Source organism: Nocardiopsis halophila DSM 44494 (genome assembly GCF_000341245.1).
Classification (GTDB): Bacteria; Actinomycetota; Actinomycetes; order Streptosporangiales; family Streptosporangiaceae; genus Nocardiopsis_A; species Nocardiopsis_A halophila.
The window spans coordinates 1-26260 of record NZ_ANAD01000039.1 but is presented as its reverse complement, the minus strand read 5'-3'; the positions used below and the strand labels follow the sequence as shown (position 1 = coordinate 26260).

General features: G+C 75.2%; 30 protein-coding genes and 2 pseudogenes. 18 read left to right on the top strand and 14 right to left on the bottom strand.

Annotated elements, in window-relative coordinates:
• The 3 genes from D450_RS0104795 to D450_RS0104785 form a co-directional block, all read left to right on the top strand.
• A partial coding sequence (locus D450_RS0104795; protein ID WP_017537539.1) for a VWA domain-containing protein occupies positions 1-523 on the top strand: 523 nt, incomplete at its 5' end.
• A gap of 153 nt (positions 524-676) precedes the next feature.
• Positions 677-1396, top strand: coding sequence for an HAD family hydrolase (locus D450_RS0104790; RefSeq protein ID WP_017537538.1), 720 nt, complete (start codon positions 677-679; stop codon positions 1394-1396).
• Positions 1393-2193 carry an NUDIX hydrolase gene (locus D450_RS0104785; RefSeq protein WP_017537537.1) on the top strand — a complete coding sequence of 267 codons (801 nt, stop codon included), beginning with the start codon at positions 1393-1395 and terminating at the stop codon, positions 2191-2193. Before D450_RS0104790 ends, D450_RS0104785 begins: the two co-directional genes overlap by 4 nt.
• A gap of 227 nt (positions 2194-2420) precedes the next feature.
• Here D450_RS0104785 and D450_RS29455 read toward each other — a convergent pair whose 3' ends face one another.
• The gene (locus D450_RS29455) at positions 2421-3962 is read right to left on the bottom strand and encodes an MFS transporter (protein ID WP_051063552.1); all 1542 of its coding nucleotides are present in this window, start codon (positions 3960-3962) and stop codon (positions 2421-2423) included.
• 104 nt (positions 3963-4066) lie between these two features.
• Here D450_RS29455 and D450_RS0104775 point away from each other — a divergent pair, with 104 nt between their 5' ends.
• Positions 4067-4942, top strand: a complete 876-nt coding sequence (locus D450_RS0104775; protein ID WP_017537535.1) for a helix-turn-helix transcriptional regulator — start codon at positions 4067-4069, stop codon at positions 4940-4942.
• Positions 4939-5319 (top strand): hypothetical protein, encoded by a 381-nt coding sequence (locus tag D450_RS0104770; protein ID WP_017537534.1) that lies wholly within the window; start codon positions 4939-4941, stop codon positions 5317-5319. The genes D450_RS0104775 and D450_RS0104770 overlap by 4 nt, the downstream gene beginning before the upstream one ends.
• A 1342-nt stretch (positions 5320-6661) precedes the next feature.
• Here D450_RS0104770 and D450_RS0104755 read toward each other — a convergent pair.
• Together D450_RS0104755 and D450_RS0104750 are read right to left on the bottom strand one after the other, a co-directional pair.
• Positions 6662-6937 (bottom strand): DUF1876 domain-containing protein, encoded by a 276-nt coding sequence (locus D450_RS0104755; RefSeq protein WP_026124070.1) that lies wholly within the window; start codon positions 6935-6937, stop codon positions 6662-6664.
• A gap of 287 nt (positions 6938-7224) precedes the next feature.
• Positions 7225-7980, bottom strand: coding sequence for an SDR family oxidoreductase (locus tag D450_RS0104750; protein WP_017537530.1), 756 nt, complete (start codon positions 7978-7980; stop codon positions 7225-7227).
• A 150-nt stretch (positions 7981-8130) separates the two neighbouring features.
• On the opposite strand from D450_RS0104750, the gene D450_RS0104745 reads away from it, so the two are divergent.
• The 4 genes from D450_RS0104745 to D450_RS0104730 all read left to right on the top strand — a co-directional run bounded on the left by D450_RS0104745 (position 8131) and on the right by D450_RS0104730 (position 12132).
• Complete coding sequence (locus tag D450_RS0104745; protein WP_017537529.1) at positions 8131-8763, top strand: class I SAM-dependent methyltransferase; 633 nt, start codon at positions 8131-8133, stop codon at positions 8761-8763.
• Between the two features lie 88 nt (positions 8764-8851).
• Complete coding sequence (locus D450_RS0104740) at positions 8852-9406, top strand: TrmH family RNA methyltransferase (RefSeq protein WP_017537528.1); 555 nt, start codon at positions 8852-8854, stop codon at positions 9404-9406.
• 288 nt (positions 9407-9694) lie between these two features.
• Positions 9695-11089 (top strand): hemolysin family protein, encoded by a 1395-nt coding sequence (locus tag D450_RS0104735; protein WP_017537527.1) that lies wholly within the window; start codon positions 9695-9697, stop codon positions 11087-11089.
• Positions 11086-12132 carry a hemolysin family protein gene (locus tag D450_RS0104730; protein WP_017537526.1) on the top strand — a complete coding sequence of 349 codons (1047 nt, stop codon included), beginning with the start codon at positions 11086-11088 and terminating at the stop codon, positions 12130-12132. The genes D450_RS0104735 and D450_RS0104730 overlap by 4 nt, the downstream gene beginning before the upstream one ends.
• 71 nt (positions 12133-12203) lie before the next feature.
• Here D450_RS0104730 and D450_RS0104725 read toward each other — a convergent pair whose 3' ends face one another.
• On the bottom strand, positions 12204-12824 hold the full coding sequence (locus D450_RS0104725; protein WP_017537525.1) for a Uma2 family endonuclease: 621 nt from the start codon (positions 12822-12824) through the stop codon (positions 12204-12206).
• Positions 12825-12973: 149 nt separating this feature from the next.
• Between D450_RS0104725 and D450_RS0104720 the strand changes: the two genes are divergently transcribed.
• Positions 12974-13918: a DMT family transporter gene (locus D450_RS0104720; protein WP_241483059.1), complete on the top strand. Its 945-nt coding sequence runs from the start codon at positions 12974-12976 to the stop codon at positions 13916-13918.
• Positions 13919-13991: 73 nt separating this feature from the next.
• Here D450_RS0104720 and D450_RS0104715 read toward each other — a convergent pair whose 3' ends face one another.
• The 3 genes from D450_RS0104715 to D450_RS0104705 form a co-directional block, all read right to left on the bottom strand.
• On the bottom strand, positions 13992-14414 hold the full coding sequence (locus D450_RS0104715) for an organic hydroperoxide resistance protein (RefSeq protein WP_017537523.1): 423 nt from the start codon (positions 14412-14414) through the stop codon (positions 13992-13994).
• The gene (locus D450_RS0104710; RefSeq protein ID WP_017537522.1) at positions 14411-14911 is read right to left on the bottom strand and encodes a MarR family winged helix-turn-helix transcriptional regulator; all 501 of its coding nucleotides are present in this window, start codon (positions 14909-14911) and stop codon (positions 14411-14413) included. Before D450_RS0104710 ends, D450_RS0104715 begins: the two co-directional genes overlap by 4 nt.
• A 190-nt stretch (positions 14912-15101) precedes the next feature.
• The gene (locus D450_RS0104705) at positions 15102-15569 is read right to left on the bottom strand and encodes a MarR family winged helix-turn-helix transcriptional regulator (protein ID WP_017537521.1); all 468 of its coding nucleotides are present in this window, start codon (positions 15567-15569) and stop codon (positions 15102-15104) included.
• Between the two features lie 146 nt (positions 15570-15715).
• Here D450_RS0104705 and rpmG point away from each other — a divergent pair, with 146 nt between their 5' ends.
• Genes rpmG through rpmF form a run of 3 tightly spaced genes read left to right on the top strand, consistent with a single transcriptional unit; the run spans position 15716 to position 16340 of the window.
• Positions 15716-15880, top strand: a complete 165-nt coding sequence (rpmG, locus tag D450_RS0104700; RefSeq protein ID WP_017537520.1) for a 50S ribosomal protein L33 — start codon at positions 15716-15718, stop codon at positions 15878-15880.
• A 12-nt stretch (positions 15881-15892) separates the two neighbouring features.
• Entirely contained in the window at positions 15893-16138 is a 246-nt protein-coding gene (locus D450_RS0104695; RefSeq protein WP_017537519.1) for a type B 50S ribosomal protein L31, read from the top strand.
• A 34-nt stretch (positions 16139-16172) separates the two neighbouring features.
• A complete protein-coding gene (gene rpmF, locus D450_RS0104690) occupies positions 16173-16340 on the top strand; it encodes a 50S ribosomal protein L32 (RefSeq protein WP_017537518.1) in 168 nt (55 codons plus the stop codon).
• A gap of 24 nt (positions 16341-16364) precedes the next feature.
• Here the strand turns inward: rpmF and D450_RS0104685 are convergent, their stop codons facing one another.
• From D450_RS0104685 to D450_RS0104660, 6 genes are all read right to left on the bottom strand, one after another.
• A complete protein-coding gene (locus D450_RS0104685; RefSeq protein ID WP_017537517.1) occupies positions 16365-18641 on the bottom strand; it encodes a lysylphosphatidylglycerol synthase transmembrane domain-containing protein in 2277 nt (758 codons plus the stop codon).
• Positions 18642-19296: 655 nt separating this feature from the next.
• Positions 19297-19716 (bottom strand): RICIN domain-containing protein, encoded by a 420-nt coding sequence (locus D450_RS0104680; RefSeq protein WP_017537516.1) that lies wholly within the window; start codon positions 19714-19716, stop codon positions 19297-19299.
• Between the two features lie 327 nt (positions 19717-20043).
• Entirely contained in the window at positions 20044-20661 is a 618-nt protein-coding gene (locus D450_RS0104675) for a DJ-1/PfpI family protein (RefSeq protein WP_017537515.1), read from the bottom strand.
• The gene (locus tag D450_RS0104670) at positions 20658-21599 is read right to left on the bottom strand and encodes a GlxA family transcriptional regulator (RefSeq protein WP_017537514.1); all 942 of its coding nucleotides are present in this window, start codon (positions 21597-21599) and stop codon (positions 20658-20660) included. Before D450_RS0104670 ends, D450_RS0104675 begins: the two co-directional genes overlap by 4 nt.
• A gap of 141 nt (positions 21600-21740) precedes the next feature.
• Positions 21741-22163, bottom strand: coding sequence for an Hsp20/alpha crystallin family protein (locus D450_RS0104665; RefSeq protein ID WP_026128382.1), 423 nt, complete (start codon positions 22161-22163; stop codon positions 21741-21743).
• Between the two features lie 99 nt (positions 22164-22262).
• Positions 22263-23399 (bottom strand): EAL domain-containing protein, encoded by a 1137-nt coding sequence (locus tag D450_RS0104660; RefSeq protein ID WP_017537512.1) that lies wholly within the window; start codon positions 23397-23399, stop codon positions 22263-22265.
• 256 nt (positions 23400-23655) lie between these two features.
• Here D450_RS0104660 and D450_RS34465 point away from each other — a divergent pair, with 256 nt between their 5' ends.
• The 5 genes and pseudogenes from D450_RS34465 to D450_RS29440 all read left to right on the top strand — a co-directional run bounded on the left by D450_RS34465 (position 23656) and on the right by D450_RS29440 (position 25607).
• Positions 23656-23883: a TetR/AcrR family transcriptional regulator gene (locus tag D450_RS34465; protein ID WP_241483058.1), complete on the top strand. Its 228-nt coding sequence runs from the start codon at positions 23656-23658 to the stop codon at positions 23881-23883.
• On the top strand, positions 23880-24290 hold the full coding sequence (locus D450_RS35135; RefSeq protein WP_275041884.1) for a TetR/AcrR family transcriptional regulator C-terminal domain-containing protein: 411 nt from the start codon (positions 23880-23882) through the stop codon (positions 24288-24290). Before D450_RS34465 ends, D450_RS35135 begins: the two co-directional genes overlap by 4 nt.
• A gap of 150 nt (positions 24291-24440) precedes the next feature.
• Positions 24441-24599 carry a GNAT family N-acetyltransferase gene (locus tag D450_RS34455; RefSeq protein ID WP_017537511.1) on the top strand — a complete coding sequence of 53 codons (159 nt, stop codon included), beginning with the start codon at positions 24441-24443 and terminating at the stop codon, positions 24597-24599.
• A 35-nt stretch (positions 24600-24634) separates the two neighbouring features.
• Positions 24635-24736 (top strand): annotated as a pseudogene (locus tag D450_RS35375) (HTH domain-containing protein); the annotation flags it as partial.
• 121 nt (positions 24737-24857) lie between these two features.
• The gene (locus D450_RS29440) at positions 24858-25607 is read left to right on the top strand and encodes a WYL domain-containing protein (RefSeq protein ID WP_017537509.1); all 750 of its coding nucleotides are present in this window, start codon (positions 24858-24860) and stop codon (positions 25605-25607) included.
• Here the strand turns inward: D450_RS29440 and D450_RS33610 are convergent.
• Positions 25604-26260, bottom strand: a pseudogene (locus tag D450_RS33610) (serine/threonine protein kinase); the annotation flags it as partial. The gene D450_RS29440 and the pseudogene D450_RS33610 overlap by 4 nt on opposite strands.

Genomic DNA, 26260 nt, shown 5'->3' with positions numbered 1-26260 from the left:
GGTGGCCTCTCCCANCCAGGCGGTGGCCGACTCCGTCGAGAACCTGCAGATCTCCCCGGGCACCGCCATCGGCGAGGGGGTGTTCGCCTCCCTGCAGTCCATCGAGTCCTTCGACTCCGAGTCCGGCCAGGACCCCCCGCCCTCGGCGGTCGTGCTGCTCTCGGACGGGGAGAACACCAGCGGACGGCCGGTGGCCTCGGCCGCACGGGCGGCCGGCGAGGCCGAGGTCCCCGTCTCCACCATCGCCTTCGGCAGCGGCACGGCGCTGGTGGAGATCAACGGAGAGCCGGTGGAGGCCGACATCGACAAGGAGGCGCTGGAGCGCCTGGCCGACGACACCGGCGGCTACTTCTACGAGGCCGAGTCCGAGACCGAGCTCAGCCGGGTCTACGAGGACATCGGCTCCTCGCTGGGGAGTGAGATCGAATACCAGGAGAACGTGGTCTGGTGGGTGCGGGCGGCGGTGCTGCTCGGCGCCGCGGCCGCCGCGGCGTCGCTCCTGTGGGCCCGGCGCCTGCCCTGAGCGGGCCCGGCCGCATCGCTCCCGCACACGCGCCCGCACCGCGCCATTCGGACCGCCGGTGGCGCATCGTCCCAGTTCGACCGGTAACGTAGCCCTGTTTGCCGCTGACCGAAGAGCTTCCGCGCGAAGCCGAGTCACAAGAGAATGGGAACGATGCCGGATACCGCCACCGCGCCCGCGGTGATCTTCTTCGACCTGGACGACACCCTGCTGGACGATAGGGCGGCCAGCGACGCGGGCCTGCGCACCCTCATGGACCGGCTGGGGCACCCCGACTTCAACGCCGCGCGCACCCTGTGGGACGTGCAGACCGAGATCTCCTTCGGCGCCTACCTGGACGGGCGGCAGGGCCTGCAGGACCAGCGCCGCGAGCGCGTGCGGGCGCTCGCGGTGCAGGCCGGCCACTCCTCGGTGCCCGACCAGGCCTGCGACGACCTGTACCGCCAGTACCTGGAGGCGCACAGCGCCTCCTGGCAGGCCTTCCCCGACGCCGCCCCGGCCCTGGCCGAGCTGGCCCAGGCCGGCATCGGCCTGGGGGTCATCACCAACGGGGTGGAGGAGCTGCAGCGCCAGAAGCTGGACCGGATGGGCCTGACCGGGCACTTCCGGGCGGTGGTGTGCGCCGACACGGCCGGGGCGGGCAAGCCCGACCCGCGCATCTTCCACACCGCGGCCGCCCGGATGGGTGTGGAACCCCACATGTGCTGGCACGTGGGCGACCAGGTGCACGCCGACGCGCTGGGGGCCGCTGCCGGCGGCATGTACCCGGTGCTGGTGGACCGCCGCGGCGCCCACCGCGACCAGCAGGACGTCCGCGTGGTCACGGGGCTGGGCGACCTGGCGGGCCTGCTCGCCGCCCCGGAGCTGCGGTGACCACCGGCGCCTCCGGTGCCCCGGAGGCGCGACGGGTGCGCCGGACCGCCGTGCACGTGGCCGGGGCCGCCGCCGGTGCGCGGCTGCTGTTCGGGCAGGACCCGGCCGAGGCGGCGCGGCGCGCCGCCGGCCTGGGGGCGCACGAGCGCCTGGAGGCCCTGGACGTGCGCGCCGAGCTGGTGCGCCTGGAGGGGCCCGAGGGCCCCGTGGAGATGCACGTGGACCGGCTGCTGTTCGCCCCGCATGCGGCGGTCCGCGAGCCCGGTGCGGCCTGGCCCGGCGGCGCCCCGTCGCCGTCGGCGGCCGAGCTGCTGGCCGAGGAGCCGCCGCGGCCGGGGCCGGCGCTGCGCCGGCTGGGCGGCTACGGGCTGGTGACCGACCCCGCGGGACGGCTGCTGCTGTCGCGCATCGCCGAGGGCTTCCCCGGCGCGGGCACCTGGCACCTGCCCGGCGGGGGCGTGGACCACGGCGAGCAGGTGCGCGCGGCGCTGCGCCGGGAGGTGGCCGAGGAGACCGGCCAGGCCGCGGGCGTGGGCCGGATGGTGGGGGTGGTCCACCACCACCGCACCGGTGTGCGCGGGCCTGAGGCGCAGGACACCGAGGTCTACGGGGTGTGGGTGTTCTTCCACGCCCACGTGGAGGAGCCGGGCGAGCCGCACGTGCAGGAAGTGGGCGGCTCCACCTCCGACTGCGCCTGGTTCCTGCCCGAGGACCTGCCCCACCTGCCCCTGTCGACCACCGCCCGCAAGGGCCTTGCACTGCTGAGCCGTGCCGAACGGGTCGAGCAGGACGGCTGAACGCGGCCCGGTGGCCGGCGTGAGGATCCTCATATTCGGTCGTTGCCGGCGTAGTGGTGTGTCCTTGGTCTGTGGCGCGGCAAGTCATCCGCGGCTTTATAACGTAGATTCAAGTAATCGCCGTTGTGGAGCGCTGTGAGATCGAAACAGTACGACCCCCCTAACGCGCCCGGGCACCGCCCACGGTTCCCCGCAGGCGGCGCTCCGCCCTCCCCTGCCCCTGGCGGTCAGCGCGCGCCGACCGCATCATCCAGCGCTCCGGCAGGGGAACCGCCGTTCCCCTCTTCCTCCGGAGCTGGCGCGGAGGCGGGCAACCAGCGCAGCGCGAGCACGCCCAGCCCTGCGTGGAGCAGGCCTGCCACGACCACCACCACGTGCAGGCCGGTGACGAAGGCGGACTCGGCCTCGGCCAGCGCGGCCGCCCCCACGCCGGGCAGCTCCGCGGTCTCGTTCAGCGTGGGCGCCAGGTCCGGGCCCATCAGGCGGAAGATCAGCGCGGCCAGGGAGCCCAGCAGCGCGATTCCCAGGGCGTTCCCGATCTCGTTGGAGGTCTCGGCCATGGCCGCCGCCGACCCGGCCCGCTCGCTGGGGACCGCGGCCACGGCCACGTCGGCGACGACGGCGAAGGAGATGCCGTAGCCGAGCCCGGCCACGACCATGGCGGCCGCATACCAGCCCGCACCTCCGGTGGCGCCGGTCATCAGGAAGAGCGACATGCCGGCCGCGATGGCGAAGTGGCAGGCGATCAGCGCCGGACGGGTACCGACACGCCCGACGACCATCGGGGTGACGATGCAGGTCACGGTGAGCACCAGGGCGCCGGGGACGGCGAGCGCGGCCGCCTGGAGGACCGACATGTCCAGCACCGTCTGCAGGTAGACGCCGGACAGGTAGGCGGTGGCCGACCACGCGGCCAAGGGCAGCAGACCGGTGATGACGGCGACGGTGAACACCCGGTCGCGGAAGAGCCCGAAGTCGATGAGCGGGTACTCCAGGCGGCGCTGGCGCCGGGCGAAGGCCACCATGGTCACGACGCCGACGGCGCCCAGCGCGGCCGGGACGGCGGCCGCCCCCTCGGCGGCCGTGGTCGTGACCGCGTAGACGGCCAGCAGGAGGCCGACGACGGCGAGCACCACGCTGACCACGTCCACGCGGCCGGGCCGGGTCTCCTTGACCTCGCCCAGCAGGATCGGGGCCAGGGCCGGGAACACCGCCACCACGGGCAGGTTGACCAGGAAGACCGAACCCCACCAGAAGTGGGACAGCAGCTGCCCGCCGACGATCGGGCCGATGGCGAAACCGGCGGCGAAGGCCGAGGCGAAGATACCGATCGCCTGGGCGCGGTGGCGGGCGTCGGGGAACAGCTCGCTGAGCACGGCCAGGGCCGAGGGCAGCAGCGTGGCGCCGGCGATGCCCATCAGGGCGCGGAAGGTGATCAGCATCCAGGCGCTGGTGGCGAAGGCCGCGCCCGCCGAGGCGAGTCCGAAGGACAGCACTCCGATCAGCAGCAGTTTGAGCCGCCCGTAGCGGTCGCCGATGGTGCCGAAAGCCACCAGCAGGGACCCGACCGCGAAGCCGTAGACGTCCAGGATCCACAGCGACTGGTCGGCGCTGGGCGTCAGCGCGTCGGTGATGCGCGGCATCGCGAGGTAGAGGATGGAGTTGTCCATGGCGACCAGCAGGACCGGTCCGAGGATGATCGCGAGACCGAGCCAGGCCTTCAGGCCGGGCGATCGTTTCGCTTCAGGGGGTACGTGCCGTGTGCTCATGGCGACAACGGTGGTGCGGTGCGCAGGGAGGAGCCAGACCACCGCCGTGGGTACACCCGACGGGGATACCCGCGGCCGCGGACGGGCGGGCTAGGGTCGCGGCCATGGACGAAGAGACCCTGGGCGTGTTCCTCAAGTCCCGCCGGGACCGGGTCACCCCCGCCGACGCCGGACTGCGCACCTACGGCACCACCCGCCGCGTTCCGGGCCTGCGCCGTGAGGAGCTCGCCCAGCTCGCCGGGGTCAGCGCCGGCTACTACACCCGCCTGGAACAGGACCAGGCCGGGACCGCCTCCCGGCAGGTGCTGGACGCGCTGGCCCGGGTCCTGGGCCTGGAGGCCGCCGAGCGGGCGCACCTGCACAACCTGGCCGCCCGCCCGTCCGCGCCGGGGCTGACGCACCCCGCCTCCGAGCGGCCCCACCGCCGGGTGCTGGCACTGCTGGAGTCGCTGGGCGACTCCGCCCCGGCCGTGGTCCTGGGACGGCGCGGCGAGGTGCTGGCCTGGAACCGCGCCGGGCACGCGCTGACGGCCGAGCACACGGACTTCGGCGCCCCTGGCGACCCCGAGCGCCGCCCGTCGGTGCCGCGGATGTTCTTCCTGGACCCGCTCACCCGCGACCTGCACCGCAACTGGGAGGAGCTGGCCCGTGTCCACGTGGGCTACCTGCGGCTCACCGCCGGACGGCACCCGACCGACGGGCGCCTGGCGCAGCTGATCGGCGAGCTGGCGATGCGCAGCCCCGACTTCGCCGCGCTGTGGGCCGAGGGCGACGTGGCCGACTGCACGGTGGGGCGGATGGACCTGCGCCACCCCGTCGTCGGGGAGCTGAGCGTGGACTACCAGGTCTGGCTCCAGCCCGAGAGCCCCGACCACCGCCTGGAGGTCTACACCCCCGACGGCCGGGCCTCCGCCGACGCCCTGCGCCTCCTGGCCGACCAGGCGGCCGGCCAGGGCCTCCGGGAGGAGGCGGGCCGATGACGCCCGCACCGGTCCGGAGCGTGCTCGCAGCGGCGGTCCCGGTCGGGGTGAACCTCCTGCTGGGGATCCCTGCGATCGTGCCCCTGCTGTGCGGCTGGTGGCTGTGGACCCGTTACCTGCCGATGGACTGCCGGGACGTCTCCGACCTCTACGAGCGCGAGGTGACCGAGTGCGATCTGCACACCCTCGACCACGCCGGTGTCGTGATGTTCTTCGGTGCGGTGAGCGCCCTGGTGGTCGCACTCATGGTGTTCGCCACGGACGTGGCCGCACCGCGCCGCCGCGGCTCCCCGCGGCGGCGGCTCTGGGCGGCCTCGGCCGCGCTGGTCCCCGTTCCGTTCGCGGTGCTGTGGGCCCTGGCCCGCGTCCAGGGCTGAGCGGAGGGGCCGCCCCCCCCGGGCTCACTCGGCCGGCTGGTGCTCGCCGCGCTCGCCGGCTCCGCCGTGCAGGAGGCGGCGGGCCAGCCAGGCCGCCGCGGCCGAGCCGAGGGCCGCCAGGGCCATGATCACCGTCGGCAGCGGCAGGCTCAGCCCCAGCACCACGCACCCGGCCAGGCCGCCCAGCGCGACCAGCAGGGGCGGGCGGTCCTCGTCGGGGCCCAGCCGCAGGGCCGAGGCGTTGGCCAGCAGATGGTAAGCGAGCAGGGCGAAGGCGGCGACGCCCACCGCCGTCGAGGGCTCCAGCACCGCCACCGCGGCCGCCGCGGCCAGGGCCGTGGCCGCCCACGCGCGGGTGCGCCCCCGCAGCGCCTCGGGCAGGTCCCCCTGTCCGGCCAGCACCCCGACCGTGCGCGCGGCCGAGGAGATCAGGACCGCGCCCGCGGCCAGGCAGGCCACCACCGCGGCGGCGGCCACCGCGGGNGCGGCCGCGGTCGCGGCCGCCACCGGCGAGCCCGCCGACGCCCGGTAGGGCCCCAGGACCGCCACCGCCCAGGCGCCGACGGTCAGGTACAGCAGGCCGACCGCGGCCAGGGCGAAGGCGGGCAGGATCGGCACGGCCCCGCGCCGGGGGCGCGGGGCGGCCTCGGCGGTGCGCACGGCACCGGCGAAGACGAGGAAGAGGGTGCCGGCCGCGCCCAGGGCGCCGAAGGAGCCGGGCCAGGCCCCGTTGAGCTCCAGCCGCTCGGGGGCGGCCGCGCCCGAGGTCCAGGCGGCGGCGACCATGGCGGCCGTGGCCAGCACGCCCGTCACCAGGGCCGCCGCGGCCAGCAGGCCGGCCCCGCGGCGGACCGGCCCCGCCGCCCACGACAGGGCGGCGGCCACCGCCAGGGCGGCCAGCGCGGCGGGGCGGCCCCCCACCGGCGCCAGGTTGTCGGCCAGGGCGAGCGCCATGGCGGCCGCCGCGGCCGTGGCGCCCACGGCCCAGGCCCAGGCCGCGATCGCCCCCCAGGGGTCGCCCAGGCGCTCGCGCGCGTAGACGCGCGCGCCGCCTGGGCCCGGGTGGGCGGCGGCCAGCCGGGCGGTCGACACCGCGGTGCACAGGGCCACGGCGGCGGCCAGGGGGACCGCCGCCGTGAGCCAGGTCCCGGCCTCGTCGGCGGCGGGCGCGAGCACGGCGAAGACACCGGCGCCGGCCAGTGCCGCCGCGCCGGTGAGCGCCGTCGGAGCGCCCTGCGTGCCCGTTGAGGTGGTCATGAGCGCAGAGTCTGCATCAGAAGGATCACGGAGCGGTCGAGAAACCGGCCACGGAGCGCGTCCACATCCGGCCGCAGGGCGAGGCTCACGGGCGCCAGGGGGCGCCGGTGTTGTCGGAGATGTCCTCGGCCGCCACCTGCCGGAGCTGGCGGGCCAGGTCGGCCAGCGCGCGCGAGACGGCCAGCTCCTCGCCGATCTCAGGGGCGTCGGAGTCGAACGGGTGCTTGCGCGCCATCCCCCGCCCGTGCAGGTCGGTGCCGTCCTCGGCGTGCAGTCCGGCGTCGGCCCACGTGCGGGCCTGCTCCCCCTCGCTCTCCTCGGAGAGCATGATCTCGATGTTCCAGCGCTTCATGGTGTGCATGAAGGCCACCCCCCAGTGTCCTTCGCGGTGTCCCGTCCTCGCGGGCGCCCTGGATCAGGGCGTCGGCACCGGGGCGGAGCCCCCTCCGCCCCCCCCACAGCGGGCCTTCCCGGCTGCGAGATGTCCGATTAACCCCATCTTCCTTGGCCGGGCGCGGTATTGCAATGCCCGGCCGAGGAGCGGGCCGGCGGGGCGACCTGCGCATACGGCCGCACACGTGCCGCACACCCGCCGCGCGCCGGGGCTCCGGCGCGGCCGCGGGGGCCGGGGCCGCGCCGGAGGGTGACTCACTCCACCCCCGCCCCCAGGGTGCGGCCGCCGTCCAGGGTGAGGGTCTGGCCGGTCACCCACGCCGCGTCCTCGGAGGCCAGGTAGGCGATGGCGGCGCCCACGTCGGCGGGCACCCCGAGCCGGCCCAGCGGGTAGCCCTTGGCGACCTCGTCCTCGTTCTCGGCGAACAGGGCCTGGGCGAAGTCGGTCTTGACCACGGCCGGGGCGACCGCGTTCACGCGCACCGACGGGGCCAGCTCGTAGGCGAACTGGCGGGTCAGGTTGATCAGCGCGGCCTTGCTGGCGCCGTAGGCGGCGATGCCGGGTGAGGGGTGCTGGCCGGCCAGGGAGGCGACGTTGACCACCGCGCCGCCGTGCTCCTTCATCCAGGCCGCGTGCGCCGCGGCGGTCCAGGAGGCGGCGGCGGTGACGTTGACCTCGAAGATCTTGGCCATGGTCGCGGGCTCGACGTTGACCAGGGCGTCGAAGACCGGGTTGATGCCGGTGTTGTTGACCAGCACGTCCAGCGACCCGAAGGCCTCCAGGGCGCGGGCCACCGCCTGCTCGCGGTGCTCGGCGTCGTGGGCCTTGCCGGGCACGCCCAGGGCGTGGCCGGGGCCGCCGAGCTCGGCCACCGCCTTCTCCAGGGGCTCGGGGTTGCGGGCGGTGATCACCACCCGGCCGCCCTCGTCGACGATGCGCCGGGCGGCGGCCAGGCCGATGCCGCGGCTGGCGCCGGTGATGACGGCGGTCTTGCCGGTGAAGCGCTGCACGTGGGGTCCTTTCGACGGATCTCGGCGGGCGGGGCCGCGGACTCGGCCCGGCCGACCCCACGGTACCGACCGCTCGGTTTGTGAGGCGCGCCTCCCCCGCCGCCGCGCCGCCCGGCGGGCCCGCACCCGCCCTGCTGGTAGCGTCGTCGCGTGTCAGAGCACTACTTCGCCCCTGCCCCGGGCGCGGCCCACCGCCCCGGGAGCGTCGACCTGGTCCTGCCCGACGTGCACCTGCGGCTGGACACCGACAGCGGGGTCTTCTCCCCCGGCAAGGTCGACCTGGGCACCCGGGTGCTCCTGGAATCGGTCCCCGCCCCGCCCGCCTCCGGCCGCCTGCTGGACCTGGGCTGCGGCTACGGCCCGGTGGCGCTGGCCCTGGCCTCCCGCGCCCCCGGCGCACAGGTGCTGGGGGTGGACGTCAACGGCCGCGCCGTGGACCTGGCCGCGCACAACGCCCGCACCGCCGGCCTGGACAACGCCGCCTTCCTGCGGATCGACGCCGACGGCTCCGCCGCGGACCCCGGCGCCCCCGCCGCCGGATCCGAACAGGGCCCCTTCGACGCCCTGTGGTCCAACCCGCCGATCCGCATCGGCAAGACCGCCCTGCACGCCCTGCTGACCACCTGGCTGGCCCGCCTGTCCCCCGGCGCCTCGGCCCACCTGGTCGTCCAGCGCAACCTGGGCGCCGACTCCCTGCACCGCTGGCTGAACGAGCAGGGATGGCCCACCGAGCGCGCCGCCTCCCGCGCCGGGTACCGGGTCCTGCGGGCGGACCGCCCCTGAGGCGCTATCCTTGCGCCTACCGCCCACCAGGGCGGCGACCGGCCGCGCCGGTCCCGCACAACCATTCGACGAGGAAACCCGAGCACAGGTGAGCACGCAGCTGCGCCCCACCGACGTCAAGCGCCTCAACCGCCAGTGGCGCCGGAGCACCGAGGGCCGCCTGGCCTTCATCGCCGAGTCCATCACCCAGCCCTTCAACCTGGGCTCCATCCTGCGCACCGCCGCCGTGTTCGGCGTGGAGGCCGCCTGGCTGGCCGGCAACACCGCCGACGTCTCCCACCCCCAGGTCGGCAAGACCGCCCTGGGATCGGACCAGAAGATGCGCCTGGAGCGGTCCCGCACCGGCGCCGACGCCGTGCGCGCCGCCCGCGGGGCCGGGTTCCGCGTGGTCGCCCTGGAGCTGGCCCAGGACGCCCTGCCGCTGCACGAGGCACCCCTGGAGGGCGACGTGTGCATCGCCCTGGGCGCCGAGGACCACGGCTGCTCCCCCGCCCTGCTGGCCGCCGCCGACGCCACCGCCTACATTCCCCAGGTGGGACGGGTCGGATCGCTCAACGTCGCGGTGGCCGCCTCCATCGCCCTGGCCGAGGCCCGGCGCCGCGAATGGGCCGCGCCCGGGCACGCCGCCGCACCCCGGGACTGACGCCCGCGAGGACGCCGCGAATCCGACGGCCCGGCCCTGATTCAACCTCCCCCTCCTGGGAATTTCTCCCACTCCCTGTTCGTATCCTCGTACGTACACCGGCCCCGTTTCAGAGAGAGGACTCGTGGACCCGTCCCGAAGTACCGGCAGCGCCCTGACCTCGAGAGGGCGCTGCACCCCCGAATCCGAGGAACCGCCATCACCATCGGGCGCACGCGCCGGGAGTGAGAGCTCCGAGGCGGCGCGCCGCGCCCCCGCCGGCGGGCTCGCGCTCATGGAGCGTGAGCGGTGAGCATTCTGCTGAACATCTTCCTCGGAGCGCTGGTGATCATGCTGATCACCCTGGCGACGGGCTACTTCGTCGCCCAAGAGTTCGGCTACATGGCCGTGGACCGCTCCCGCCTGAAGGCCCGCGCGGCCCAGGGCGACGCCGGGGCGAAGAGGGCGCTGGGCATCACCGGCCGCACCTCCTTCATGCTCTCCGGCGCACAGCTGGGCATCACCGTCACCGGCCTGCTCGTCGGCGCGGTCGCCGAGCCCATGCTCGGCACCGGCCTGGGCGACCTGCTGGGACTGGCCGGGGTACCGGCCGGCACCGGCCTGGCGGTGGGCACCGCGGTGGCGCTGCTGTTCTCCACCGTGGTGCAGATGGTCTTCGGCGAGCTGTTCCCCAAGAACCTGGCGATCGCCAAGCCCGAGCCCGTGGCCCGCTGGCTGGCCCTGTCGACCGGGATCTACCTGCGCCTGTTCGGGTGGGTCATCCGCCTGTTCGACCAGGCGGCGGTACTGCTGCTCAAGGCGGTGCGCATCGAGCCGGTCGAGGACGTCCAGCACGCGGCCACCCCGGCCGACCTGGAGCGGATCGTCGAGGAGTCCCGCGAGAGCGGCGACCTGACCGCCGAGCTGTCCACCTTGCTGGACCGCACGCTGGACTTCCACGACCGCACCGCCGAGCACGCCATGATCCCCCGCCCGCACGTGAGCACCGTGCAGGCCGAGGACCCGGTCAGCCGGGTGGTGGAGCTCATGGCCATGGGCCACTCCCGCTTCCCGGTGATGGGCGGCGACGTCGACGACGTCACCGGCGTGGTGTGCCTGCGCGACGTGCTCGCCCTGGGCGGGACCGACCTGGACACCGTCCTGGTCAAGGATGTCCAGCGGCCGGCGGTGCTGGTCCCGGCCTCGCTCCCGCTGCCCGACGTGCTCGACCGGCTGCGCGACGCGGGCGAGGAGTTCGCCTGCGTGGTCGACGAGTACGGCGGCCTGGCCGGGGTCGTCACCACCGAGGACCTGGCCGAGGAGCTGGTCGGCGAGATCGCCGACGAGCACGACCCCGAGGACGACGGGGCGGCCCGGGTCGGCGACGACGGCAGCTGGCTGCTGCCCGGGACCGAGCACGTGGACGAGGTCGAGCGCCTGCTCGGCCACGACCTGCCCGACGGCGACTACGAGACCATCGGCGGGCTGGTCATCGCCCGGCTGCGGCGCCTGCCCGAGAACGGCGACGCGGTCACCGTCGAGCTCCCCCGCCACCCCGGCGCCGAGGACGACGAGCCCGAGCGCTCGGTCCTGCTGACCGTGGAGGGGGTGGACCGCCACGTGCCCGAGACGGTCCGCCTGGAGCTGGTGGAGGACGCGCCCGGCCCCGAGGACGACGAGAGCCGCCGGGAGGTGCGCGCATGAGCGACATGAACCCGATGCTGGCCCTGGCGCTGACGGTGGTCATCATCGCGCTGAGCGCCTTCTTCGTGGCCATCGAGTTCGCCCTGGTCGCGGCGCGCCGCTACCGGCTGGAGGAGGCCGCCGAGAAGAGCCTGTCGGCGCGTGCGGCGCTGCGCAGCGCCCGGGACCTGTCCCTGCTGCTGGCCGGGTCCCAGCTGGGCATCACCCTGTGCACGCTGGCGCTGGGCGCCATCTCCAAGCCGGCCGTCAAGCACCTGATGGAGCCGCTGTTCCACGGGTGGATGCCGGATGCGGTGTCCTACGCGGTGGCCTATGTGCTCTCCCTGGTCGTGGTCACCTTCCTGCACCTGGTCGTGGGCGAGATGGCGCCCAAGTCCTGGGCGATCTCGCACCCGGAGAAGTCGGCCACGCTGCTGGCGGTCCCGATGCGGGCGTTCATGTGGGTGACCCGCCCGGCGCTGGTGGTGCTCAACGGCATGGCCAACACGTGCCTGCACTGGGTGGGGGTCTCGGCGGTGGACGAGGTCGCCGCCGGGCACGGCCCGGACGACCTGCGGGAGCTGGTGGACCACTCGGCCAAGGCCGGGGCCCTGGACGAGGAGCGCCGCGAGCAGCTGGCCACCGCCCTGGAGGTCAACTCCCGCCCGCTGCGCGAGGTGATGACCCCGCTGGCCCAGATGGCCGCGGTCGGCCCGCACGCCGACCTGGAGGAGGTCAAGCGGGTCTCCCGGGAGTCGGGCCACCTGCGCCTGGTGGTGCTGGAGGGCGAGCGCCCGCTGGGCGTGGTGCACGTGCGCGACGCGCTGACCAGCCCCTCGGGCACCACCGCGGCCGACCTGATGCGGCCGGTGCCCACACTGGCGGCGACCACGCCGATCTACGCGGCGCTGGGCATCATGCGCGAGACCCGCAGCCACCTGGTGCTGGTCGAGGGCACCGAGCCGGGGACGGCCGAGGCCCGGCGCTCGCGCCCGCGGCTGATGGGCCTGGTGACGATGCAGGACATGCTGGACCGGCTGCTGCTCCTGGAGCCGCGCGCCTGACCGGGGCACGGGGCAGAGCATGAGCGCGGCCGGGGCCCATCGCCCCGGCCGCGCTTCGTCGTGTGCGGGGGTCAGCCGTCCTCGGAGTCCTCCGGTGCCTCCTGCCCCGCGATGCGGTGCCGCCAGGGGCCGTCGGCGGTGAGCCAGCGCGGGACGAGGCGCAGGGGGAAGGGCGCCTCGGTCGCGAACACGTCGGTGTCGAGGGCTTCCTGGACGTCCCGGTAGGCGCCGCCGTCCAGGCGCAGCTCGAAGACGGCGGTCTTCTCGACCGAGGGCGCGATGATCCAGTACGACTCGATGCCGAACCCGGCGTACTCGGACCGCTTGCGGTGGGTGTCGCGGATGGTGCTCTCGGGGGAGAGGACCTCCACCACCAGCAGCGGCGGACGGGTGAGGTAGGGCCGTGCCTCCTCCCCCTCCCGGATCACCGCGAGATCGGGGCGGCGGTGGCGGCTCGGGTCGCCGTGGAGGTTCATCCCCGGATCGGGAAGGACCTCGAATCCGTCCGGGGCCGACAGCAGCAAGTGGCCGAACAGGCGCCCTTCGACACGCGTGTGGTCGAAGACGCGGGCGGGGGTCACCTCAAGCCGCCCGTCGGCCAGCTCGTACTTGCCGCCGTCGTCCGGCATCCTGGCGAGGTCGTCCACGGTGAGCCGACCGGTCCCCGTCCCCTGAGTGCTCATGACGGTCATACTGCCTCCTCTCGTGCATGGAGACCAGTATTCGCACGCGCGTACGACCGCGTGGCGTCTTTCCCGGATCCGCCGCCCTTCCCGCACGGCCACCGCCCCGCCGGTGCGATGATTCCCCCGGATTTCCGACGACAAGGGAGGAACCGGACGTGATTTCGGCACGGCACGGGGACCGGATGTGGGCGGTGGCCATCGCCGCCGGGCTGTGGGGCACCTCGGCGCTGATGCGCGAGCCGCTCTCGGCCGTACTGCCCGCCCCCACCATCGTCCTCTACGAGCACGCGATCATCGCGCTGTGCCTGACCCCCTGGACCGTGCCGGCCTTCCGCGCCCTGGCCGCCGCCGGGCGGCGCACCGTGCTGGCCATGGCCGTGGTCGGCGGCGGCTCCTCCGCCGGCGCCACCACCCTGTTCACGCTGGCCTTCACCGCCGGCGACCCCATCACCCCGCAGGTGCTGCAGAAGATGCAGCCGCTGTTCGCCATCGTCCTGGCGGTGGTGCTGCTCGGCGAGCGCCTGCGCCCCCGCTTCGCCCTCTACGCCGTCCCCGCCCTGGCCGGAGCCTGGCTGCTGGCCTTCCCCGACCCCCTGGCGGTCTCGGTCACCAGCGCCAAGGGCGCCGCGCTGGCCCTGGGGGCGGCGGTGCTGTGGGCCTGCGGCACCGTCCTGGGCCGCCTGGCCGGCGCGTCGATGGACCCGGTGCACGTGACCACGGTCCGCTTCACCATCGCCCTGCCCGTGGCCCTGGGCATCTGCGCCGCCACCGGCTCCTCCCCGGCCGTCGGCGCCGCCCAGGCGCCGCTGCTGCTGGCCCTGGCCCTGATCCCCGGCCTGGCGGCGCTGTCGCTGTACTACTGGGGGCTGGGGCGCACCGCCGCCAGCCGCGCCACCCTGGCCGAGCTGTCCTTCCCCCTGGTCTCCGCCGTGGTCGGGGTGGCGCTGCTGGGCGCCGAGCCGACCTGGTCCCAGTGGCTGGGCGGGGCCGTGGTGCTGGCCGCGGTCACCGCCATGGCCCTGGCCCGCGGATCGGCCGCGCCGACCGGGGTCCGCGCCCCCGAGCCCGCCCCCGGGCCCGCACGCGTGTCCTCGCCCTGACCCCGCGGGGAGGGCGGGCGAAGGGCCGGGGCGCCGACGGCACCCCGGCCCCGGCCGTCGCCGCGCCTCAGGCTCAGGCGCCGACGGCGGTGACCGTCACGTCGATGTTGCCGCGGGTGGCCTTGGAGTAGGGGCACACCTGGTGGGCGGCGTCGACCAGCTTCTGGGCCTCGGCCTGGGCCTGGCCCGGGATGGTGACCTTGAGCTCCACGGCCAGGCCGAAGCCGTCGTCACCGCTGCCGATGGACACCTCGGAGGCGATCGTGGAGCCGTCCACGTCCACCTTGGCCTCGCGGGCGACCTTCTTCAGCGCGCCGTGGAAGCAGGCGGCGTAGCCCACCGCGAACAGCTGCTCGGGGTTGGTGCCCGGGCCGTCGTCGCCGCCCAGGCCCTTGGGCACGCTCAGCTCGACGTCCACGCGCCCGTCGTCGGTGCTCCCGCGGCCCTTGCGGCCTTCGCCGCTGACGCTGGCCCTGGCGGTGTACAGCACGTTCATGCTCGATCCTCCTGTGGTGGCGGTTGGCACGCGGAGGCGCCCTCGGGCGGCGCGTCCGCGCTGAGCGAGGAGGTGACCCGGTCCAGCAGCGCGTGCAGGGCCCGGGCGTCCGCCGTGCCCAGCCCGGTGGCGCACAGCACCTGTTCGGGGATGCGCTCGGCCCGTTCCCGCATGGCGCTCCCCCGCCCGGTGAGGGCGGCGTGCACCACGCGCTCGTCGGAGCCCGAGCGCTCCCTGCTCACCAGGCCGGCCGCCTCCAGGCGGCGCAGCAGCGGCGAAAGGGTGCCCGAGTCCAGGTGCAGGGCGGCGCCCAGCTCCTTGACCGGGACCGGACCGCGCTCCCACAGCACCAGCATCACCAGGTACTGGGGGTAGGTCAGGCCGAGCTCGGCCAGCAGGTCCCGGTACAGGCCGGTGATGGCCCGCGACGCCGCGTACACGGCGAAGCAGAGCTGGGCGTCCAGCGAGAGCGGGTCGCGCGGCTGGTCGTCGGGCATGGTCGGGACCGTCCTCCTCGTTCGGGTGCGAATCTACCGATTCAGTTGTGCGCAATCAAGTTGTGGGCGATAGAAATGTCCGGCGATCGGCGGGGCGGACCTCCGACCGGTCGTGGAGATGTCCGACGATTTCGACCTGTACGCCGTAGATCAGAGGCTCGTCCCCTGGCACACCGAACGTCGCCCTCCCTCAGCCGTCGGCCCGCTCGCCCGACCCTTCCGCGCCTTGGGCGCGCAGCAGCTTCTCGGCCAGGTCCCGGAGCGTGGCCAGCTCCTCCTCGCTCAGCGCACCGCCCAGCGACTCCCTGATCGCGGCGGCGTGCCGGGGCCCCATCCGGCGCAGGGCCTCCCGCCCCTTGCCGGCCAGCCGCACGCGCGTACCCCGCCGGTCCTGCGGGTCGGGGCCGCGCTCGACCAGCCCCTCCGCCGCCATGCGGTCCACCAGGCGGCTGATGGAGGACTGGTCCAGCAGCACGCGCTCGTTCAGCTCGCACAGCCGCGCTCCCCCATAGGGGCAGCGGGCCAGCGTCAACAGCACGTCGTACTCGCGCATGCCGACCCCGGCGCCCCGGAAGTCGGCCCGGAAGCGGCGCATCAGCGCCACGTGCGCCCGCGCCAGCGCCTCCCAGGCCTGTTCGGCGGTCCTGTCCGCAGCCACGCGTTCCCCCTTCCTCGCCCCGCACTCACGTGCGACCGCACCCTCCGATCCTCCCACCGCGGCACCGCATACCCGACTTGGGAATGAAAACGGTTGTCATTTCCTTGTAGGGTGGTGCCACCGTCCGCCGCCTGAGGAGGTCCGCCATGGCCCGCAGCGACCAACGGCCCGTCGTCAAGCTCCGCTCGACCGCCGGGACCGGCTACACCTACGTGACCCGCAAGAACCGCCGGAACACCCCCGACCGCCTCGTGCTGCGCAAGTACGACCCGGTCGTCGGGCACCACACCGAGTTCCGCGAGGACCGCTGAGAGGAGCACCCCATGAAGCCCGGAATCCACCCCGAGTACCGCCCCGTCGTCTTCCGCGACAAGGCCGGGGGAACGGCCTTCCTCACCCGCTCGACCGTCACCTCCGAGCAGGTCGTGACCTGGGAGGACGGCAACACCTACCCGGTCGTCGACGTGGAGGTCTCCAGCGCGAGCCACCCCTTCTACACCGGGCGCGGCCGCGTGGTCGACACCGCCGGGCGCGTCGAGCGCTTCCGGCAGCGCTACGGCCGCTCCTGACCCCGCACCGAACCGAACCGACCGAGAGGACCCCATGGCCGTCCCCAAGCGCAGGATGTCGCGCTCCAACACCCGCAAGCGCCGCTCGCAGTGGCGGGCCGCCGCCCCCGACCTGGTCGAGGTCGCCGTCGGCGGCCGCAGCGCCCTGGTCCCCCGCCGCCTGGCCGCGGCCTACCGGCGCGGGCTGATCCCGCTGCCCTGACCTGCCCGGTGCCGCCGTGGGGGCTCAGATCGCCTTCCACCTCTGCAGCAGGTGGAAGGCGCCCCACCCGGGCAGCACCGGGAACCAGAAGGTCAGCACCCGGAAGAGCAGCACCGCCGGCAGCCCGACCGCCACCGGCAGCCCCGCCACCGTCGACAGGCCGGTCAGCAGGGCCGCCTCGACCGCGCCCAGGCCGCCCGGCGTGGGCGCGGCCGACCCCACCGCGTTGCCGGCCAGGAACACCACCGCCACCGCCGCCAGGTCGGCCCTGCCCCCGAAGGCCAGCACCGAGAAGTACAGGCTCAGCACGAACCCGGCGGTCAGCAGCAGGGTGCCGCCCACCCCCATGGCCAGCCGCCGCGGCCGCTGCAGCAGGTCCAGCAGCTGCGGGAGCACGCCCCGGAAGTAGGGGCGGACCCGCTCGGCGACCAGGCCGCGCAGCCGCGGCACCAGCAGCACCGCCGCCACCCCAGACGCCAGCACCAGCACCACCGCCACCAGCGTCGGCGAGGGAGAGAAGTCGGTGAAGCGCCCGGTCCCGGTCAGGTAGGCGCTGACCAGCAGCAGCGGCACGTGGATGAGCAGCCCCACGGCCTGGGACAGGCCCACCGCCGAGACCGCCAGGCCCGCCGAGGCGCCCTGGCAGGTGACGTAGCGGGTGTTGATCGCCATCGACCCCAGGCCGGCGGGGACGGCGATGCGCACGAAGGACCCGGCGTACTGCACCAGCACCGTGGTCCACAGGCTCAGCCGGAGCGGCACGAAGCCCATCAGGGCCAGCGCGGCGGCGAACATGCACGCCGTGGCGGCGGCGAACGCCGCCGCGGCCCACCCCGCGTCGGCCCCGGAGATCGTGGACAGGTCCACCCCGGCCAGCTGGTTGGCCAGCACCAGCCCCACCACGGTGGCCGCGGCGACGCTGATCACCGTGCGCGGGCGCATCCGCTCCAGCCGGGCCGGGCGGGCCGGGGCCTCGGGGGCGAGCCCGGCGATCCGGCTGCGCAGCCCGCCGAGCACCTCGGGCCGGCCGCGCAGGCGTCTTCGCAGGCCGTGCGGCATCCCGGCGGGCTGTAGCAGCGGCAGGGCGGCGGCCACCGCCTCCAGGCCCACCACCTCCACGGCCGCCCGCACCGAGCGCTCGGCCCCCACCCGCAGCGCCAGCGCGCACAGCAGGGCCGCGGTGTCCAGGGAGGCCTTCAGCGGCGCGGCGGCCACCCCGCCGCCGGACAGGCCGGTGAAGGCGGGGCGGCCGCTCAGCCGCCAGCCCGCCGTCTCGCCGCCGATCGACCCGTGGGCGATGCGGTTGCGGTGCAGCAGCGCCAGCTCCCGCCACAGTCCGCGCAGGGCGGCGTCGGTCAGATCGGCGTCGGAGGCCTGGTCCAGGGTGCGCAGCGGGGCGTGCTCGCAGACCAGCACCGCAGATCCGGCGCCCAGGTCGCCGATGCCCAGCACCTCGGGGGCGCTCGCCCCCGCCGCCCGCGCGGCGTACTGCATCACCGCCGCGTGCTCCAGGCGGCGCGCCAGGCCCAGGCGCACCGGAGGGGCGACCGGGCCGCGCAGCAGGACCAGGCCGCCCAGGCGCTTGAGGGCCTGCACGGTGTCGTCGGCGCGCAGCAGCACGATGTCCAGCCGCCGGTCGACCGTGTCCGCGGTGAAACGGCGGTTGCCGTCGGCGTCGGTCCCGGCGGGGGCCAGCGCCAGCGGCTCCAGGCCGAACCGGCGCAGCTCCTGCAGCATCGGCCCGGTCAGTGCCTCGGGCCGCGAGCCCCCCACGGCGAACCCGGCCAGGGCGGCGGCCGTGCCGCCCAGCAGCGCGGTCAGGACCAGCGCCGGGACGGTGGCCACCCCGGCCAGCAGGACCGCGGCGGCGGTGACCGCGATGCCGGTCCACAGCGCACCGCGCACCCGGGCCAGGTGCACCCGGCCGACCGCACCGGTGTAGGCCACGGCGGCGGCGAGGTAGGCGTGGGCCGGGCCGCCGAGCAGGCCGGTGTGCGCTCCGGCCGAGAGCGCCTCGGGCGGCCCGGCCGGGCCGGACAGGGCCAGGACTGCGGCGTTGACCGCCTCGGCGGCGCCGTAGCCGAAGGCCGCGGCGGCCAGGCCGCGCACCAGGTCCCGTACCGAGCGCCGGATCAGCCGCTCGACCGCGACCACCGCGGCCAGCACCAGCACGGTGATGTTGGCGGCGGCGGCAACCAGGGCCAGCAGCGAGGGCGGCAGCAGCGAGCGCAGCTCGGCCGGGGCGCTCTGGTGGCCCTCGGCGGTGACCGAGACCAGCCCCAGCACCGCCGCCACCGCCACCGCCCCGGCCGCGCCGGCGAGCAGGTCGGTGGGGCGCCGGGCGGCCCGCGGAATGGAACCCAGTACCTCTTCTGCGCCTCTGTCCGGGCGATCGGCTGCCGTTCTCACGCCCCCAAGACTGCCCCACCCACGGCCGGGGCCGCGTCAGGGCCCCGGCGTGTCCGCCGAATGCGGAATCGGCCGCCGGCGAATGGGCGCCCTGCGCGCACGTCCGTATTCGCATTCTCCTGCACGTGCGGATTCCCCGGCGCGGCGGAGGAGGGACCGGTGGCCGCAATAAGCCTGAAAGGCGGGGGATCGTCCCCGGTGAGGGGTTTCGGCCCCCTCCCCGCACCGGTTTCCGGCGGACGCGCATTCGCCGGACAATCCCTGGTGGGAGGTAGGATGGATCCGAATGCTCCGGTCCCGGAAAGCGGCACGGGGCCGCCGCCCGGCCCGCACTCGGACCCGAACTCTCAGAAGCGCGAGCGCTCTCTGGAGAAACGTTCGCCGGAAGCGCGGGAAATGACGGCGATGACGGCACCGCCCCCTTCGGGCCTCCCCCGTGGACGGGCCGGTGAGCGGGAGGCGGGGCACCACCCCTCACCGGCCTCTCCCCGCGCCGGCGGGCCCGTGCGGATCCGCCGGCGCGGGGCCCCTCAGGCGCTCAGGCCCCTCAGGCGTTCTCGAAGACGAACATCTGGCGGTTCTCGCCCCTCCACGGCCGCAGGACGAGCTGGGTGCCCTCCCGGTCCTCGGGCAGGGTCACCACGGCGTCCATGTACAGGAAGTGGATGCGGAACTTGCCCTCGCCCACCGGCTCGATGGACCAGGGCTCGGGGAAGGACTGGGCGGCGACGAGCGGCGGGAAGATCTTCAGGCTGCTCAGCCCGACGTAGACCTCCCCCACCATGCTGCGGACGGTGAACACGTTGGGCGCGCTCTTGAGCTGCACGTCCCAGCGCTGGTTGGTGCCCTTGTGCAGGTGCCACCCGATGACGGGGGTCTCCGGGTCGGCGTTGCCGCCGGACAGGTCGATGTAGAGGTCGTTCTCGGCGCACCTGATGAAGTACTCGCCCGGCTGGATCAGCGACATGATTCCTCCATTGGTTAGGGAACGACGCCGCCCACTGCATTCATATCGACGCGCGACCCGCTTGAAATGGGCCCTTGAAGGGGTGGGACGAGAAGGGGAGGCCTGAGGCGTGTCCGCAATGGGCCACCACCGATTCATCCGTTGTGACCTGCACGGACACCAGGACACGCCTTTTCGTGACCCGCACCGCCCGACAAACGCGGGAAACACCGGGAACACGAAAAAGGGGAGCACCCCCGGAGTTCCGATGACAATTCCCGGCCGCCGGGGCCGACAGGAACTCCGGGCGCTCCCGCTTCCCTTGGGGCGCTTTCGCCCCGGGCCCCCTCATTCGGTCCCGGGCTCGTCGGCCATGTAGGGCGGGGCCGGCTCGTACTGCATGTACCGGCGGACCCGCCGGGCGTGGTCCCGGCCGTGCAGCCGGCCCACCAGCCACAGCGCCATGTCGATGCCCGCCGACACCCCCTGGCTGGTGACCAGGTTGCCGTCGACGACGTACCGCGCGTCGCGCACCACCGTCACCCCGCCCCGCTCCTCCAGGGCGTCCTCGAAGGCGTGGTGGGTGGCCACCCGCCGGTCCCGGGCCGGGCCCGCCTCGTGCAGCAGCAGCGCCCCGGTGCACACGCTCGCCACCCACTGCGCGCGCTCCGCGGCCGCCGCCAGCCACCCGGTCAGCACGGCGTTGCCGACCTGGGTCCGGGTCCCGTTGCCGCCGGGCACCAGCAGCACGTCGAACCCGGCCCGGTCCCCGGGCACGTCCGCGAAGGCGCGGTCCGGCACCACGCGCATGCCCTTGTTGCACCGCACCGGCCCCGCCTCCTCGGCGACCAGCTCCAGGGTGTCGGCCCCGTCGCGCAGCATCGCCGAGACCCCGAACACCTCCCACGGCCCGACGAAGTCCAGCTCCTCCGCGCGCTCGAACACCAGCAGCCCATAGGCGGTCATGCATGCTCCCTCATGGCTCCGAACCTCTCCCTGTACTCGGACGGCGTCACGCCCACCCGCCGGTGGAAGGCGCGGCGCAGCGTCTCGNGGCGGGCCACCGCGTCCACCGGGTCGGCCCCCTCGGCCAGCGCCCGCTGGGCCGCCTCCACGCGCACCCGCTCCACGAACTCGGCCGGGCCCACCCCGATCTCGGCGGTGAAGCGCCGCTGGAAGTGGCGCGGGCTCAGCCCGGCCCGCTCGGCCAGCGACCCCACGGTGTGCCGGTCGCCCAGCCGGGCGTGGACGGCCGCCACCGCCTCCCGGACGGGGTCGGTGGAGGGCTGGCGCGACCACAGCGGCACGCTGAACTGCGACTGGTTGCCCGGACGGCGCAGGAACAGCACCATCTCCCGGGCGACCGCGTGCGCGACGCGCCGGCCGTGGTCCTCCTCGACCAGGGCCAGGGCCAGGTCCATACCGGCGGTCACCCCGGCCGAGGTCCACACGCGGCCGTCCCGGATGAACACCGGGTCGGCGTCGACCCGCACCTCGGGGTGGGCGCGGGCCAGGGCCTCGGCGCGGCGCCAGTGGGTGGTCACCCGGCGCCCCCGCACCAGTCCGGCGGCGGCCAGCAGGAAGGCCCCGCTGCACACCGAGGCCACCCGCCGGGCCCGCGCGCCGGCCGCGGCGACCCAGCGCACCAGCTCCGCGTCCCGGCAGGCCGCGTCGACGCCGGCCCCGCCGACGACCACCAGGGTGTCGGCGGCCGGCGTCCCGTCGGGGCCCTCGGCGCCGATCCCGTGGCCGGCGTGTACGGGCAGCCCGCTGCCGNAGGCCACGGTGCGGCAGTCGTAGCCGCCGGTCAGGTGTCCGGCGTAGCGGAACACCTCCCAGGGGCCGACGAGGTCCAGGGTCTGGAAGCCCTCGAAGAGGAGGAAGACGACACGGTGCTTGTCCACGTCGACAACGGTGCCGGTGGCGGCGTCATGGCGTCAACGACGTCCACCCCACGGATCGCGCCATCGAGGGTGTGCCATGAAGGGGGCCGCCCGCCCCCTCCCGGAGGGGGCGGGCGGCCCAATCGGTTCGGACGGCGGCGCTCAGGGCGTGATCTGGGCCGTTCCGCCGCCTTGGCGGATCTCGACGCGGCGCGGCTTGGCCTGTTCGGCCACGGGGATGCGCAGGGTCAGCACCCCGTCGGCGTACTCGGCCGCGACCTGCTCCATGTCGAGGGTGTCGCCCAGGAAGAGCTGCCGGGAGAAGGTGCCCGCCGGGCGCTCGGCCACCACGGCCTCGCGCCCCTTGGTGCCCTCCAGCGCCGGCCGCTCGGCCTTCACGGTCAGGACGTTGCGCTCGACCTGCAGGTCGATGCTGTCCGCCCGGACCCCGGGAAGGTCGAAGTGGACGATGAACTCGTTCTCCTTACGGTAGGCGTCCATGGGCATCACCGCGGGGCGGGCCTCGGTGAACAGCCTCTGCGCGAGGCGGTCGAACTCTCGGAACGGGTCGGAGCGCATCAGCATCGCGCCCACCTCCACAACGGTCGAGGGCGTGCTTGTTCGTCCCCGTTCCACTGACACGGAGGGGACGAGGCCAAACGACGTCCCGGTCGGGGCGCCGGGTCAGCCGCGGGACAGCGCGGCGATCACGTCCCCCACGGCCACCACGCCCACCGCCTGGCCGAAGGCGTTGACCGCCACCAGGTCGTCGTGTACGCGCTCGCCCGAAGCGCCCGCCGCGCGCAGCGCCTCCATGGCGGTGGTGTGCAGCGGCACCGTCTTGGGCGGGTCGGCCAGGCGCCGCGCGGGGCGGGCCGCGTGCAGGGCGTGCCCGTAGGGGCCCGAGACCGACAGCAGGAAGCGCGACCGGTCCAGGACCGCCACCGGGCGCTCGCGGTGGTCCAGAAGGATGATCGAGTTGAGCACCGGGTCGTTGGTGAAGGCGTCGAGCACCTCGGCCGCCGTGGCGTCCTGCTCCAGGGCCACCGGCGGGCCGATGAACTCGGTGATCGGCGGCCCCTCGCGCCGCCGGGCAGCGCCGCCCGGGGCGATCTCGGGCAGCGGGTGCACCTTGGCGCCCGGGGTCCAGTCGTCGTCGGCCAGGAGCGGGCCGTACCCCAGGCGCACGCCCGCCTCGCGCAGCGCCGCGAGCTGGTCCGCCGAGCCGACCCCCGGCGCCACCGGGTAGACCCCCGCGCTGCGCGCGATGCGGGCCATGCCCTCGGCCACGGCGGTGCTGCGCTCGTCGCCCGGCAGCCCGGCCACCAGGTTGCGCGGCAAGCGCATCAGGAAGGGCGCCAGGTCGAGGATGAGGTCCACCGGGACGGCGGCGGTGGCGAAGGCGCACCGGAAGCCGGTGTCGCGCACGTGCCGCACGGCGCGCACCGTGGCGGCGCGCGGCAGCTCGGCCAGGTCGGGGCCGAGCATCAGGGTGATGTCGCGCGGGCGGCGTCCGGTGCGCCGCAGGACCAGCTCCAGCTGCCCGGCGATCTCGGGGGAGGCGGCGGCCGCGGCGGCGGGCACCGGCAGGACCAGGGGCAGCAGCGCCTCGTCGGAGGCGACCCGGCGCGCCAGCCGGGCCAGGCGCTCGGCCTGCGCGGCGGCGTCGCCGTCGGCGGCCGGCGCCGCGGGGTCCTGGGCCTCCACGGCCAGGACGGCGCCCGACTCCAGGTCGACGACGGGGCGGTAGACGGGGGACGGCCCCTGCGGGGCGAGGGCCTGCTGCGGGCCGGTGGTGCGGGCCGAGGTCGGAGAAGGCACGGGTTCATCCTGGGGCCGCGGCGGGGGCGCGTCAGCGGCCCCGAGCGAGAATTCAGCGGGACTTCGCGCCCGGCTCTCCGCGTATTCAAGGAAGGGTGGGGCCTCCGAATGCGGTTCGGTCGCCCCTCCTCCCAGGACACAAGGGATTCGCCTACCCCGAGTGGACCAATCGGACGCGGAAGGTTAGCAGACCGCGCCGGAACGGACACGCGTCCGACCGGAATGAACCTCCCGGTTCACTCTTCGCGGCCGAGGGGTGCGGTGGGCCTGTGAACCGAGCCACCGCCCCGCAGGCGGAGCCCCCGCCGAGGCCCGCGGACGCATCGACAAGCGCCGGGCCATCCTGGAGGCCGCCTCCCGCGTCTTCACCCGGGACGGCTACGGCCGCTCCTGCGTCCGCGAGATCGCCGCCGAGGCCGACGTGGCCAAACCCACCGTCTACAACCACGTCCACGACAAGGACCCCTCTTCCAGGAGGCCGTGAAGGCCGCCGCCGCCCGCACCGCCGAGCGCTCCCTCACCGCCCTGGACCCCCTGCGCGACCACGGCGGCGACCTGCGCGCCGCACTGGAGCAGGCCGCCCTGGAGATCCTGCGCGCCCACACCTGCCGCCGCGCCCAGGCCCTGCGCCGCCTCCTGGGCGCCCTGGCCGACCGCCTGGCCCGCCTCACCCTGGCCGACCGCCTGCACACCCCCGACCCCGACCAGGCGAGCGAACAACTCCTCGCCCTGCTCACCGGCCCCATGGAACTGCGCTCGGCCCTGGGCACCCGCCCCGTCCCCGACGACGACCTGCACGCCGTCGCCCGAGCCGCCGTCGCCACCTTCCTCACGGCCTACGGCCCCCGGGAGGGCGCCGAACGACCGAGCGCCCCGGGCGGGTCCTCCTGACCACCGACCGGATGGCGCTGCGCCGCATCACCCCCGACGACGCTCCCCTGCTGCTCGGCCTCGACGCCGACCCCNCGCCCCCCCCCCGCCGAGATCGACCGCAGGATCCGCGCCTACCAGGAGTGGTACCGCTCCCGCCCGGCCCGGACCATGGCCGTCGACACCGCCTCGCGCCGTGTGATGGAGAAGATCGGGATGCGCCCGGTGCGCACGTTCCGCGAGCCCGGTCCGCCCATCCCCGGGTCCGAGCAGGGAGACGTCGGGTACGCCCTGACCCGCGCCGAGCACGGGCAGCGGCCGGCGGGCTGACCCGGTGGGCCCGCCGAGCGCCGCATACTGGGCCCATGCGCGCCGATCGACTGCTCTCGCTGCTCCTGCTACTGCAGAACCGCGGCCGGATGACCGCCGCCGAGCTCGCCGAGGAGCTGGAATGCTCCGAGCGCACCGTCTACCGCGACACCGAGGCCCTGGGCGCCGCCGGCGTGCCGATCCTCGCCGAGCGCGGCACNCCGCCCCCGCCTGACCGGCCTGACCGAGGGCCAGGCCCACTCCCTGGCCTTCACCGGCATGCCCGGCCCGGCCGACGCGCTGGGGCTCGGCTCGGACCTGGCGCTGGGCCGGCTCAAGCTGCTGGCCGCGATGCCCGGGGCGCTGCGCGAGCGGGCCGAGCGCGCCGCCTCCCGCTTCCACCTGGACACCACCGCCTGGTGGCGCCGCCCCGCCGCCACCCCGTTCCTGGCGCCGCTGGCGCAGGCGGTCTGGGACGCGCGCACCGTCCGTGTCTCCTACCGCCGCTTCGACGACACCCGCGTCGAGCGCACCCTCGACCCGCTGGGCCTGGTCCTCAAGGGCGACACCTGGTACGTCCTGGCCCGGCCCACCCCCGCGCCCGGAGAGGCGGAGCGGCCGCCGCGCACCTACCGCGTCGAGCGCATCGGCGCGCTGGAGGACACCGGCCGCCCCTTCACCCGCCCCCAGGACTTCGACCTGCCCGCGGTCTGGCACGCCTGGGCCGAGGAGTTCGAGGCCTCCCGCCACACCCTGCGCACCCGCGTGCTGCTCACCGAGAGGGGCGCCGCCCTGGTGCCGGTGCTGTGCTCGCCCCGCACCGCCGCGCAGGCCGAGTACGGGCCCCTCCGCCGCGACGGGCGCCGGGAGGCGCACCTGACCACCGAGTCGGTGCCGGTCGCGGTGCACGAGTTCTCCCCGTTCGGCCCCGACATCGAGGTGCTCGAGCCCCCGGAGCTGCGCACGGCCCTGTCCCGGCACCTGGAGGAGGCGGCCGCCCGCTACCGGGCGGGCGGCCGGGAGCCCTAGAAGGCGCCGAAGAAGCCGAAGGAGGCCAGGGCGATGTTGGTGGCCGCCAGCGCCACCCCCGACAGCAGGATCCCCGCCACGAAGCCGGTCCGCAGCGACCGGACCAGGTACTCCAGCGACACCACGTTGTTGAGCAGGAAGTACCCCAGCTGCATGGCCAGCACGAAGCCCGCGTAGTCGAAGCCGCTGAGCAGGGACTCGCCCCACATGCCCCGGTAGTACCACGGCGCGCCCCACCACATCTCGGTCGCGGTGAACCACTGCCAGGCGTGGGCGGCGCCCCAGCCCAGCGGGATCTGCAGGATGGGGATGATCAGCAGCGGCACCAGCTTGAGGAAGCTCCACAGGCCGGGCCGGGCGGCCTTGCGCGCCTCGTCCTGGGCCCGCTGGGCGGCCCGCTCCTCGGCCCGCAGCCGCTCGCGGTGGGCGCGCTCGGCCTCCTGGCGGCGCCGCTGCTCCTCCCGCTCCTCCTGGCGCCGGCGCTGCTCCTGGTGGGCGCGCCGCTCGTCCTGCACGGGCCGGGCGGCGTGCTGCCGCCCGGCGGCCGAGTCGCGGTACAGGTCCGCGTAGGCGTCCCCGCCCTGCGGCGCGGCGGGGGGCATGGCGGCGGTCGCCCCCGCACCGTCGGGACGGTAGGGCGGCGGCGGGGTGCC

Coding starts and splice junctions, on each gene's coding strand:
- D450_RS0104790 (WP_017537538.1), top strand. CDS start 677: ATGCCGGATACCGCCACCGCGCCCGCGGTGATCTTCTTCGACCTGGAC.
- D450_RS29455 (WP_051063552.1), bottom strand. CDS start 3,962: ATGAGCACACGGCACGTACCCCCTGAAGCGAAACGATCGCCCGGCCTG.
- D450_RS0104775 (WP_017537535.1), top strand. CDS start 4,067: ATGGACGAAGAGACCCTGGGCGTGTTCCTCAAGTCCCGCCGGGACCGG.
- D450_RS0104770 (WP_017537534.1), top strand. CDS start 4,939: ATGACGCCCGCACCGGTCCGGAGCGTGCTCGCAGCGGCGGTCCCGGTC.
- D450_RS0104755 (WP_026124070.1), bottom strand. CDS start 6,937: ATGCACACCATGAAGCGCTGGAACATCGAGATCATGCTCTCCGAGGAG.
- D450_RS0104730 (WP_017537526.1), top strand. CDS start 11,086: ATGAGCGACATGAACCCGATGCTGGCCCTGGCGCTGACGGTGGTCATC.
- D450_RS0104725 (WP_017537525.1), bottom strand. CDS start 12,824: ATGACCGTCATGAGCACTCAGGGGACGGGGACCGGTCGGCTCACCGTG.
- D450_RS0104715 (WP_017537523.1), bottom strand. CDS start 14,414: ATGAACGTGCTGTACACCGCCAGGGCCAGCGTCAGCGGCGAAGGCCGC.
- D450_RS0104710 (WP_017537522.1), bottom strand. CDS start 14,911: ATGCCCGACGACCAGCCGCGCGACCCGCTCTCGCTGGACGCCCAGCTC.
- rpmG (WP_017537520.1), top strand. CDS start 15,716: ATGGCCCGCAGCGACCAACGGCCCGTCGTCAAGCTCCGCTCGACCGCC.
- D450_RS0104695 (WP_017537519.1), top strand. CDS start 15,893: ATGAAGCCCGGAATCCACCCCGAGTACCGCCCCGTCGTCTTCCGCGAC.
- rpmF (WP_017537518.1), top strand. CDS start 16,173: ATGGCCGTCCCCAAGCGCAGGATGTCGCGCTCCAACACCCGCAAGCGC.
- D450_RS0104680 (WP_017537516.1), bottom strand. CDS start 19,716: ATGTCGCTGATCCAGCCGGGCGAGTACTTCATCAGGTGCGCCGAGAAC.
- D450_RS0104675 (WP_017537515.1), bottom strand. CDS start 20,661: ATGACCGCCTATGGGCTGCTGGTGTTCGAGCGCGCGGAGGAGCTGGAC.
- D450_RS0104665 (WP_026128382.1), bottom strand. CDS start 22,163: ATGCTGATGCGCTCCGACCCGTTCCGAGAGTTCGACCGCCTCGCGCAG.
- D450_RS34455 (WP_017537511.1), top strand. CDS start 24,441: ATGGCCGTCGACACCGCCTCGCGCCGTGTGATGGAGAAGATCGGGATG.
- D450_RS29440 (WP_017537509.1), top strand. CDS start 24,858: ATGCCCGGCCCGGCCGACGCGCTGGGGCTCGGCTCGGACCTGGCGCTG.